The 11,560-nt window shown below is 64.8% G+C and carries 7 protein-coding genes; 6 read left to right on the top strand and 1 reads right to left on the bottom strand.

Annotated features, from left to right (window positions below):
• Positions 1 to 175 precede the first annotated feature (175 nt).
• The 3 genes from EWV37_RS12920 (at position 176) to EWV37_RS12930 (ending at position 5,354) form a co-directional block, all read left to right on the top strand.
• On the top strand, positions 176 to 3,790 hold the full coding sequence (locus tag EWV37_RS12920; protein ID WP_129702063.1) for a bifunctional proline dehydrogenase/L-glutamate gamma-semialdehyde dehydrogenase: 3,615 nt from the start codon (positions 176 to 178) through the stop codon (positions 3,788 to 3,790).
• A gap of 146 nt (positions 3,791 to 3,936) precedes the next feature.
• Positions 3,937 to 4,371: a hypothetical protein gene (locus EWV37_RS12925; RefSeq protein ID WP_129702065.1), complete on the top strand. Its 435-nt coding sequence runs from the start codon at positions 3,937 to 3,939 to the stop codon at positions 4,369 to 4,371.
• Positions 4,372 to 4,388: 17 nt separating this feature from the next.
• Positions 4,389 to 5,354, top strand: coding sequence for an IS3 family transposase (locus tag EWV37_RS12930; RefSeq protein ID WP_016997263.1), 966 nt, complete (start codon positions 4,389 to 4,391; stop codon positions 5,352 to 5,354).
• An 82-nt stretch (positions 5,355 to 5,436) separates the two neighbouring features.
• Here EWV37_RS12930 and EWV37_RS12935 read toward each other — a convergent pair whose 3' ends face one another.
• Positions 5,437 to 6,525 (bottom strand): hypothetical protein, encoded by a 1,089-nt coding sequence (locus EWV37_RS12935; protein WP_129702069.1) that lies wholly within the window; start codon positions 6,523 to 6,525, stop codon positions 5,437 to 5,439.
• A 177-nt stretch (positions 6,526 to 6,702) separates the two neighbouring features.
• Between EWV37_RS12935 and EWV37_RS12940 the strand changes: the two genes are divergently transcribed.
• From EWV37_RS12940 to EWV37_RS12950, 3 genes are all read left to right on the top strand, one after another.
• A complete protein-coding gene (locus EWV37_RS12940) occupies positions 6,703 to 7,926 on the top strand; it encodes an MFS transporter (protein ID WP_129702071.1) in 1,224 nt (407 codons plus the stop codon).
• Positions 7,927 to 7,953: 27 nt separating this feature from the next.
• Positions 7,954 to 9,708, top strand: a complete 1,755-nt coding sequence (locus EWV37_RS12945; protein ID WP_129702073.1) for an ABC-ATPase domain-containing protein — start codon at positions 7,954 to 7,956, stop codon at positions 9,706 to 9,708.
• A 338-nt stretch (positions 9,709 to 10,046) separates the two neighbouring features.
• Positions 10,047 to 11,441, top strand: a complete 1,395-nt coding sequence (locus EWV37_RS12950) for a phenylacetate--CoA ligase family protein (protein WP_129702075.1) — start codon at positions 10,047 to 10,049, stop codon at positions 11,439 to 11,441.
• The last annotated feature ends 119 nt before the right edge of the window (positions 11,442 to 11,560 follow it).

Genomic DNA, 11,560 nt, shown 5'->3' on the forward strand with positions numbered 1-11,560 from the left:
ACCGTGGAACGCGACTAAAATGTTACTTTTCGTCATCCTGTGATCTCGACTACTCATCAGGGTGCTGAACACGATAGCGTTGGTAGACCAGCCATGCAGGGCCCGGATCACCTCGGCTGGTGACCGAGGGAATGCCTCGGTATCTCAGCCGGGCCAAGATCCTGGAGGTGCTGCGATGACCAGCAACATCACCGCTTTGAGCGATCCCCGCGAACTCGCGGATGCGTCCGTAGACCTGGTGCGCCAGTGGCTTGACCGTGCGCAGGACAACAAGAAACGTAGTTCCCAGAAGAACCCCGCCGAGGACCGCCTGGCCACCGTGCTGCAGGATCCGCACGGGCTGGAGTTCACCGTGGGCTTCGTGGATCGTGTGATCCGCACGGAAGACACCAAGGCCGCGGCCAAGGCGCTGCAGGACATCGCCAAGCTGACCCCTGAATCGATGTCCGCCGTGGACCGCGCCCAGATCAAGGCCGGTACCGCGCTCTCGGACAAGCTTTCGTCCATCGTGGTTCCCGCCGCGCGTACCCGCCTGCGCCAGATGGTGGGACACATGGTGGTGGACGCCCGTCCCGGCCCCTTCGGCAAGTCCGTGAAGGCCATGAAGGAACAGGGCCACCGCCTCAATATCAACCTCCTGGGCGAAGAGGTGCTCGGCGAGCAGGAAGCCAAGAAGCACCTCAAGGACGCCAAGGATCTGCTGCACCGCTCGGACGTGGACTACGTCTCCCTCAAGGTTTCCTCCGTGGTGCCGCAGCTGTCCCACTGGGGATTCGATCGCACCGCTGACCGCGTGGTCGAGCGTCTGCTGCCGCTGTACGAGGCCGCCGCCTCCAAGGAGACCGGCACCATGTTCATCAACCTGGACATGGAGATCTACTCGGACCTGGAACTGACCATGGAGGTCTTCCAGCGTCTGCTCAACAAGCCGCAGCTCAAGAACCTGGAAGCCGGCATCGTGGTGCAGGCTTACCTCCCGGACGCCCTGGGTGCCGTGGAGCGGCTCTCGGACTGGTCCGCCAAGCGCGTGGCCGATGGCGGTGCCCAGATCAAGGTTCGCCTGGTCAAGGGCGCCAACCTGGCTCTGGAGCGCGTGGACGCGGAGATGCACGACTGGCCCATCGCGACCATGCCGTCCAAACAGGCCACGGACACCAACTACAAGCGCGTGCTGAGCTGGTTGTTCACCCCGGAGCGCATGCGCGGCCTCAAGCTGGGTGTGGCCGGACACAACCTCTTCGATATCGCCTTCGCCCACTTGCTCGCCAAGAAGCGTGGCGTGACGGACCGGATCGATTTCGAGATGCTCCAGGGCATGGCCACCGAGCAGAGTGAAGCCGTGTCCACGGACGTCGGTCAGCTGTTGCTCTACGTTCCGGCCGTGCGTCCCACCGAGTTCGACGTCGCCGTGTCCTACCTGGTGCGCCGCCTCGAGGAGAACTCCGCGAGCGAGAACTTCATGTCCGGGATCTTCGATCTGTCCCCGGACAACCGGATCTTCAAGCGCGAGGAAAACCGCTTCCGTGCGGCCCTCGAGGATGTCGAAACGGACCCGGAGGCGCTTTCGCCCAGCCGTACGCAGGACCGCTCCCAGGAGACCGTGGGCGATGAGCCCACCCAGCCCTTGGACGAGCCGTTCCGCAACGAGCCGGACACGGACATCTCCACTCGCGCCAACCAAGCATGGGCTGAGAAGATCGCCGCGCATATCGCGGACAAGGAATGGTTCGAGAACCTGCCCGTTCCCGAGGTGCTCAAGGACGTCGAGGACGACTCGACCGAGGCTGTCGAGGCCGTGAACGACGTCGTCGCGCGCGCCAAGGCTGCCGGCAAGACCTGGGCGGACACCCCCGCCCGCGAACGCGCTGAGATCCTCAACCGCGCAGGCGACATCCTGGCCGCACGCCGTGGCCATCTCTTGGCCGTGGCCGGCGCCGAAACCGGCAAGGTGCTCGAGCAGGGCGACCCGGAAATTTCCGAGGCCGTGGACTTCTGCCGCTACTACGCGCGCCGCGCGCTGGAGCTGGAATTCGTGGACGGCGGTAAGTTCACCCCGCACCACGTGACCGTGGTGACCCCGCCGTGGAACTTCCCGATCGCGATCCCCACCGGCACCACCGTGGCACCGCTGGCCACCGGCTCGGCCGTGATTCACAAGCCGTCCCCGGAGACCCGCCGTTGCTCGGCCGCCATTTGTGAGGCGCTGTGGGAGGCCGGTGTGCCCCGCGACGTGCTGCAGCTCGTGGACGCCGTGGAAGGTGATGCGGGCAAGACCCTCATCTCCCATCCGGACGTGCAGCGCGTGGTGCTGACCGGCGCGTACGAGACCGCTCAGCTGTTCGCCAAGTGGTTCCCCGAGCGCCCGCTCACCGCGGAGACCTCAGGTAAGAACTCCTTGGTGATCACCCCCAGCTCCGACCGCGACCAGGCCGTGTGGGATCTGGTGTCCAGCGCGTTCGGTCACGCGGGCCAGAAGTGCTCGGCGGCTTCGCTGGGCATCCTGGTGGGCTCGGTCGCTACGTCCGATCGTTTCCGCCGCCAGCTCATCGACGCCGCGTCCTCCATGGTGGTTGCGTGGCCCGATGACCTGCAGGCCTCCGTGGGTCCCACCGTTGAGAAGCCCGAGGGCAAGCTGCTCAAGGCACTCACCGAGCTGGAGCCCGGCGAGGAATGGCTGATCGAGCCCGAGCAGCTGGATGACTCCGGCAAGCTGTGGCGTCCCGGTATCCGCACGGGCGTGAAGCCCGGTTCGTTCTTCCACCTGACCGAGTGCTTCGGTCCGGTGCTGGGTCTGATGCGCGCGGATGATCTGGACGAGGCCATCGAGCTGCAGAACGCCACGGATTACGGCCTGACCGCCGGCATCCACTCCCTGGATGCGGACGAGATCCTGCACTGGGTGGACCGTGTTCAGGCGGGTAACCTGTACGTGAACCGCGGTATCACCGGCGCCATCGTGCAGCGCCAGCCCTTCGGTGGTTGGAAGCGCTCGTCGGTGGGCCTGGGTGCCAAGGCCGGTGGACCCAACTACCTGGCGTCGCTGGGTCGCTGGTGCCGCGAAGACTTCACGTCCTCGGGTTCGGACCGCAGTGCGGCCGGCGCGTGGGTTTTGGAGCCGCGCGTGCACCGTGGACTGGATGCTGTTCTGCCCCTCGTTGGTGAAGATGATCAGGTGTGGCTGCGCCGCGCCGCGATGTCCGATCAGTCCGAGTGGCAGCGTGAATTCGGTCAGGTCAAGGACCCCACGGCCCTGGTCAGCGAGGCCAACTTGTTCCGCTACCGTCCTCGCACCGTGATCGTGCGCGCGGCAGAGGGCGCATCCCTGACCGACATCCTGCGTGTGGGTCTTGCGGCCTCGCGTTCGGGTTCGCATGTGATTCTCAGCCCGTCGGAGAAGCTGCCCGAGCAGGTGGGGCAGCTGTTCACCACGGTGCTCTCGCCGGCCTCGGATGTTGACTTCGCCCATGCACTGGGCGCCGGTTCGCTGGGTGCATTCGCGGAGCTGTCCGACAAGGAGATCCTCAACGACACCGACCTCAACGTGGACCACGGCGCTCGCGTCCGTGTGATCCAGCCGTGGGAGGGCACGGACGATGACCTCAAGCCGCTCTACGAGGTTCGCGCCGAGCACCCGGACATCGCCCTGATCACGGACGACGTGGTGGGTACCGGACGCATCGAGCTGATGTACATGCTCTCCGAGCAGGCCGTGTCCATCACCATGCACCGCTTCGGCAACCACAGCCCGTCCATGGATCGGGTGGTCACGGAGATCCGGGCCAACAAGTAACCCGTTCTCTGACGCATAGCTAGAACTGAGACCGTTTCACGCCAGTTTCACCCGCTCCGGGTGGCGTGGGGCGGTCTCAGTTCTTGGCCCAAACTTTTGAGTCCGTAAAAGTGCCGTTTCCCCCATTGTCAGACTGGTTGTGAGTCATGGTGGTCATGATCAGTGAGGGGTTTGAGATGGCGATTTCTGCAGGGTACACCGATGATGAAATCCGTGATCTGGTGTTTGAATACGTGGGGTTAGCGCACGGGCAGAAGGAATTGTGGATGCAAGAGCGGGGTTTCTCGCGGGAGCGGATGAGTCGGTGGCGCAAAGCGATCTTCGATGGTGATCTCGACCGGGGACTGATTCCACGAGAGGGTAGTTCCATGACCTCTCCCAGCCAATGGCGCAAAATCTCCCACCACAGGGAACAGCGCGAGGCAGAGAACCAAGCGTTACGAGCGCGGGTACGTGAGCTCGAAGCCACGAACGAAGCATTGGGAAAAGCTATCGGGCTCTTGCATCAGATCAACGAGCGAGAGCCCGATACGCCCAAGACGACCAAACCCAACAGTTCCTCCAAGCCGAAAATGAGCTGATTACCCAGCTCAGTGCGGTGCTGGGCTCCCAACGCAAGGCGCTGGCGTTGGCTGGGCTCTCACGCTCGACGTGGCACTACCGTCACCACCGCCGGCCCGCTCGTGCTGATCCGATCCCGCAATCACAGCGAGACTACCCCTCCAGGCTCAGCCGGGGTGAGCGCGAGCAGATCGAAGAACGCATCCTCGATGGTTGGTCGAAACAGGTCTCGGTAGATCACTCCTTTGCCGCAGCCTGGGACGAGGGTGTGATGCTGGGCTCGCGGCGCAGCTGGTGGCGGATCGCTGGTGAGCTGAAGTATCAGGCACTGCGCCCGAAGATCCCCACCCACGCCGGTCACAAGAGCCCGCGCCCAGTCCCGGTGGTCACCGCTACCGCCCCCGGGCAGGCGTGGTCCTGGGATATCACCGATCTGTTCTCCCCGTGGCGTGGGATCGTGTTCAAGGCCTACAAGATCACCGATATCTACTCCCGCCAGATCGTGGGCTGGCGGGTGGAAGAACGCGAAGCCGATCATCTCGCCGTAGACATGTTCGCCACCGCGATCGCTGAGCACGGTGCACCCGAGGTCGTCCATGCCGATTCCGGGGCAGCGATGCGTTCCAACACCCTGCGCGCGGCCCTGACCGAGCACGGAGTGCGGCTTTCGCATAACAGGCCCTATGTCTCCAATGACAACCCATTTTCCGAGGCAGGATTTCGCACCATGAAGTATCGGCCCTCGTACCCTCGAATCTTCCAAACCCTACAAGCGGCCAGAACCTATCTCACCGACTACGTCAAGTGGTACAACACCGAGCACAAGCACTCGGGGATCGCGCTGTTCACACCTTCTCAAGTCGCAGACGGGTCTTGGGAGCAGGTATGGCAGATACGCGATCAAGCACTGCAGGACTACTACGAGCAACACCCACACCGCTTCCGCATCAGACCCCGCACCCCGATACCAGCGAAGCTAGTCGGCATCAACCTTCCAACCTGACTCACCACAGGTTGACACCCTGCGTTTCGACTCAACGAATGGCACTTTTACGGACTCACATGTTTATGCGGCGCAGACGGCCCTACAGCACGAGCGTCAGCACAAAGATGATCGCGATGATCACCAGGAACACGATGCCCCAGTTGCGCAGCACGTGTTTGTCGCTGTCCCGGGTTTCCGGGCTGTTGGGGTCCCGGTCCGCGTAGCGGTCACTGCCCACCCCGTAGTACAGCTCCGAGGTCGAGGGCTCGCGCGGCGGTCCCGGCTCCACAGGCGGCTGATCCGAGGGAGGTGCGCCGGCGGCGTCGTCGGTCTTGCGGGGGCCCATGGGCCAGAAGCGATCGGCGTCGAAAATCTTGTCCCGCTTGGGCTGATCCTGTGCGTCTGGGCGCGGGCCGTTGAGCGAATCGCGCACGGGCACACCGGTGCCGGGGTACTCGGTGCCGCGCGGGTTCTTCTGCGAGGTGTCGTTGGCGAACGGATCCGGCTCGTTCTCGTCGACCAGCTCGGACTCCGGGATGCCGCTCGTGGTCACGGCCGGACCCGAGCTGCCCGAGGAGTTCACGGGGTCCTGGGGCGAGGGCCTCGAGGCGGGTTCATCCACCGCCGCCGGCGTCGCTCCACCCGTTTCGTGGCCACGGTCGGCTGCCTGCCGCAGCACCTCGGTCACCCGTTCGAGCGGGCCCCGCTGATTGCGCTTGGTGGTCTGCTGGGCGACCTGTTCGGCACGGCTGGCCACGGAGCGCAGGACCGAGGCGTTGTCGAGCTCCAGATCGCGGGCGGCCATGGCGAGTTCGAGAGGCGGATCGGCGGGGTCGGGCTTGGTAGCCCACTCCAGCAAGCCGGTCAGCACCGGACTGGACAGTGACTTCTTGAGCGCGGGGCGCAGGGCCTCCACCTCGGACAGTGCCACGAGTTCGCGCGGAGGAGTGGAACCGTACCCGCGGGCGGCCTGATCAAGGGGGCCACGGTCATTGAACAGCGCGGCAAGCATGGCGGCGGACGCATAGCGGTCTTCGGGTGAGGATGCTTCGGAACTCTGCGTGAGCAGTTGTCGTTGAGCCGGTGCTCCAGCATCACGCACAACCTCCAGCAATGCTGGGTCCGCACGCACGAGCCGGGCGGGCTCGCTCAAGGCGCGGGCAAGGTCCGGGTCAAGCTCTTCACTCATGTTGATCGCCTCCGTAGTCCGTTCTACGAGCCTACGTGAGGATGCCCGCGCCGTGCAGTAGCGGGCGGACCAGACCGTGACTCTGCGGGCCGCTGAACCCGTCACCGATCCACCGAGCCGTCTCGCTCTCCGGACCACCCCTGTCGTGAATCAGTTAGGCCCGCTAATGTGCTGTGGGTGACACGTCCCACATCTGATGCCTCGAACCGCGCGCCGGGAGTGCTGCTGGTCGTGTTGATGGGGGCCATGGCCATTGGGCCGGTGTTCAATTACGCGTTGGGCTCGTTGAGCGCGCTGATCGTGGACGAGTACGGCATCACCGAGGGCCAATACGGGTTCATCCTGGCGGCTGTCTACATTTCCGCCGGCGTCACGGCCACGTTCCTCGGGGTGCTCGCGGACAAGCTCACCCCGCGCTTCCAGATCGCGTTGATCTTCTCGGGCATCGTGGTGGCGTTCCTGGTGAGCGCCATGTGGCAGTCCTTTGTGGTGTTGCTGGCCGCTGCTCTGATTGCCGGTGTCGCGCAGTCCTTTTCAAATCCCGCCACTAACCGCCTGATCGCCCAGCGCACGAGCTTCACTCAACGCGGCCGCTGGATGGGTTGGAAGCAGTCCGGCGTGCAGATGGGGCTGCTGATTTCGGGGCTCACGTTTCCGTTCCTGGGCGCTGCTTTCGGCTGGCAGACCTCCGCGCTGATCGGGGCGGCGGCCTGCGTTCCCGCGTTGGTGATCGCGTGGCTGATCATCACCAAGGTCGAGCGCGACATCGCCGCCCGCCCCCTTCCGCCCGCCCCCGCCAAACCGGCGGCGCCCGGTCGCGAAAAATTGCCGACGGCGGTCTGGTTGTTCTCCCTCGTCGCTTTCCTCAACGCCGTGGGAACCCAGGGTGTCACCGTGTACTCGTCGCTGTTCGCCGTGCGCGCGCTGGACTTCCCATTGACCGTGGCGGGAATGATCATCGGCGTGATCGGTGTGCTGGGCATCCTGAGCCGCATCGGGTGGGGCCGCGTGGCCGGCCGCATGGCGCGCCCGTCCGTACTCATCCAAATCATGAGCCTGGGCGGCGTGGTCGGACTGGCGTTCTTGATCGCAGCCGAGGCATTTCAGCAGGGCTGGTTGATGTGGTTGGGCATCGCGTTCCACGCGGCCCTCCCGCTGGCCGCCAACGTGATCATCAATTCCGGCACGGTGGCCGCCGCCCCGGCAGCCAAGGTGGGAGCGGCGTCGGGCCTGGTGGCCACCGGCATGTACCTGGGGTTCGGCGCGGGACCGCTGATCGTGGGGCAGCTTGTGGACCTCACCGGGGGCTTTACCGCGGGCTGGATCGCTGTGGGCGTCACGTACGTGGCCAGCGTGGTGGTCGCGATCATCCTGAGCAGGCTGCAAAAGCGTTCGGAATGACTTGGCCGAGTGTGGTCCCATGGACGTATGGGCACCCCACGCACTGACCTCGCACACGTCCTCAAGCGACTGGACGGCAACAGCTACGGCGCGTACAAACAGCTCAAGGGCAACTGGCGCATCGGCGACTTCGAGTTGTTGGTCGATCGCGTGCAGTCGGATCCCTACGCGCCGCCGTCCATGGTGCGGCTCCGCGTGCCGCGGGAGGTCGCGGGCATCCCGGAGCATCTCGTTGATTCGGCAGCCAAGCGCATTGCCGCGGGTGACTTCCTCACGCGCGCTTTCGGCCGAGCCGCCCGCCTGCTCAGCCCAGACGGCGGCAAGGGCTCCGGTGGGATTTTCATGGTTCGCGTGGGCCAGGAGATCCTGCAGCGCTCGTCGGTTCTCATCGACGACGACGCCGTCGAGGTTCGCTGCGAAATCGCCCTTCCCGCCGCGGGCCGCCGCATCAAGGGGCGCGCCGCGGAACGGTTGCTGACCGAGGTGCTGCCGAGCGTCGTCGACCGCTCCCTGATTTTCCGCAACCTGGACGCCGCGGCGATCGAACTCCACGTGCGCACCTATCTGAATGCCGAGCACGTGCGCTCACAGCTCGCCCCGCGCGGTCTGGTGGCTTTCGTCGCCGACGGCGCCGTGCTCCCTCGCGCGTCCGGGCACCGTGACGAGCCGCTCAACACTCACGCCGTGCCGTTCGAGCCACCTGAGAATTTGCGGGTCACCCTCTCGCGCGGTGATGGCACGGAGGTTTCCGGCATGGGCATTCCCGAGGGAGTCACCGTGATCGTGGGCGGTGGTTATCATGGCAAGTCCACGCTGCTGCAAGCCCTCGAGCGCGGGGTGTACGACCACGTGCCCGGCGACGGCCGCGAGCTGGTGATTACCCGAGCCGACGCGATGGCCGTTCGCGCGGAGGACGGCCGCGCCGTCACGGGGACGGACGTCTCCCCGTTCATCAACAACCTCCCCACCGGCGCGGATACGCGGCGGTTCGGCACCACGAATGCGTCGGGTTCTACATCCCAGGCCGCTTCGATCACGGAGGCCGTGGAATCCGGCGCAAAGGTGTTGCTCATGGACGAGGACACATGCGCCACCAACCTCATGGTCCGCGACCAGCGCATGCGCGCCCTGATTCCTGGCGAGCGGGAGCCCATCACGCCGTTCGTCGACAGGGTGCAGACGTTGTACCGGGACAAGGGTGTGTCCACGGTGCTCGTGACGGGCGGTTCCGGGGCGTTCCTGGACGTCGCGGATCTGGTGATCGCGATGGACGCCTATCGTGCCTCGGACGTCACCGACCGAGCTCGTCAGGTGCCTGCCGAATTCCCGTCGGGGGAGCAGACAAAACCCACCGGCAGTTTCGGTGAGTTGCGCGAGCACGTCCCGGCGGCGGCGTCGTCGAAGAACGACGGCGCTCGCGGCACCCAAGCGGGCGGCTCGCGTGACCGGGATCGCCGCGGTGGCGACCGAGGCGGGTTCCGGGAGAAGCCGGCCCGTGGGCGCGGTCTTGGCACCATCCAACGGGGCCGAGAAGATGTGGACGTGTCTTCCCTGCCCCAGCTCGTGGATCCGTCTCAGACCGAGGCCATCGCGCGGTTGTTGGACCAGATCGATCGTGAGGCGGACGGCCGTCAGAGCCTGAACCAGATAGTGGATCGCCTTATGACCCGCGTGGAGCGCGACGGCCTGGACGTACTCGCTCATCACCGCGGCCACCCAGGGCATTTGGCGCTGCCGCGCCGACAAGAGGTCCACGCCGCCTATCACCGGGAGCGTCGGTAACTGTCAGTGTGACTGTGAATCAGCAACCGGAGCGCAAGGGCGGCACGCCAGCCCGTTCTTCTCTTCCCATTAGTACTTCTTGACTGAGACTCCACTCCGTGTCCCATCCTTGCGCTCTTACCACCGCCACGGGCGTCGCCACTAGTCAGCCCGCAGTGGGTCGTCTGAGCCTCTCGGCGGGTTGTCGAGAGAGAAGTGACTCAAAAGTCACAAAGGGGATACATTCTGTCCTGTCGGCGTGACGTTCGACGCACTTAAGGGGAGACTGGAGCGTGTGCGCAACCCTGCAATCCGGGGGGAGAAACACGGTTGCGCCGTGAAATGGGGGAGGGGTATTTATGGTTTCTATCCGTGAGTTCGTGGCACATTTGCCGCCGGACAAGCGCGAACTTCTGGCTGCGCCAGCGCGGTTGCTACCGGTTAAGAGGCGTTACGGGCCGATCTACGAACGAACGATCCGCGAGATCGAGAAGGCGCGCACAACCCCGTCGTGGGTACGGGAGACCGTGGATGAGCGACTGGCCGAGACGTTTCGGGCGGCGCGTGAAGCGCCGTATTACGGGCGGGGTGAGCGCTACGACGTGCTGGACCGCGTGGCATCGGGGGACGTTAGCCCGCGTGAGGCGTTGGCGGAGCTGCCGATCCTCACCCGCGAGGAGTTGTCCGAGCACTACCGCGACATGCTTGCGGCCCCGGAGAAAACCGTGGAGCTGTCCGCGAGTTCGGGTACGTCGGGTGATCCCATCTTCTTCCTGCTGGACCGCAATCGCGGTGCGCGGGAGTGGGCCTACGTGGTGGATTCCTGGTCGAGCACGGGCTATCGGCTGGGCCAGTGGCGAGTATTCTTCCGCGGACTGGACTTGCCGCAACATCGGCCGTACTTCGTGATGAACAGCACCGGCGAGATCGTCATCCGGATCCAGACCATTAGTCCGGAGACCGTCAGAGAGTACTGGGAGCTGATTCAGAAGCGCGGCATCGAGTTCCTGCACGGCTACCCGTCCACGTTCATGTACCTGGCCAGGCTGATCGAGGATGCGGACTTCGATACGTCGTGGCGCTTCAAGATCCGCGGCGTGCTGCCGGTGTCCGAACAGTTCGGCCCCGAACAGCGCGATGTTTTGCAGCGGATGTTCCCCAATGCCAAGCAGGCCGTGTTCTACGGGTTGAGCGAAAAGTCCGTGTTCGCATGGCTCGACGATGACTTCGTCTACCACCCGTATCCGCTCTACGGCCACGTTGAGCTGCTGAACGAGGACGGTAGCCCGGTGGACGTGGGTGAGCGCGGGCGCATCGTCACCACCACGCTGGACGGACGCGGTATGCCGTTGGTCCGTTACGACACGGGAGACTCGGCGGAACTCGTCGGCCATGACGATGTGGGCACACCGCTGTTCAAGGGCATCTTGGCTCGCAGGGGACGTGAGGGCTTGGTCAAGGCGGACGGGCAGACCTTTTCGACCACTCCGTTCAATGTGCACGGGCACGAGTTCGAGTGCGTTCACCGGTTCAAGATCCGCCAGGACACCCCCGGCAAAGCGGTGTTGCTCGTGCAGCCGTCCAAGAAGGCGACAGCGGAAGAGCTCGAACAGTTCCGGCAGCTCATGATCCGCCGTACGGAAAATCAAGTGGAGCTGGACTTCGAGCTCGTGGATGAGCTGCCGGCCACCCTCAACGGGAAGTTCACGCTGCTGGACCAGCGGATTCCGAATGCGCCTGCGGTGTGGGCTTAACGTTCGCCCCGCGATATCGCAGATGACTGAGGGCCCCACCTTTGAACTGGTCCCAAGAAGTTGGACTGGCCAAGTAAAAGCTTAGGCCGCTAGGGCCTGGGTCCGGTATTCCACCGGGC

Origin of the sequence: Kocuria carniphila (genome assembly GCF_004136555.1) — a bacterium.
GTDB classification, from domain to species: domain Bacteria; phylum Actinomycetota; class Actinomycetes; order Actinomycetales; family Micrococcaceae; genus Kocuria; species Kocuria carniphila.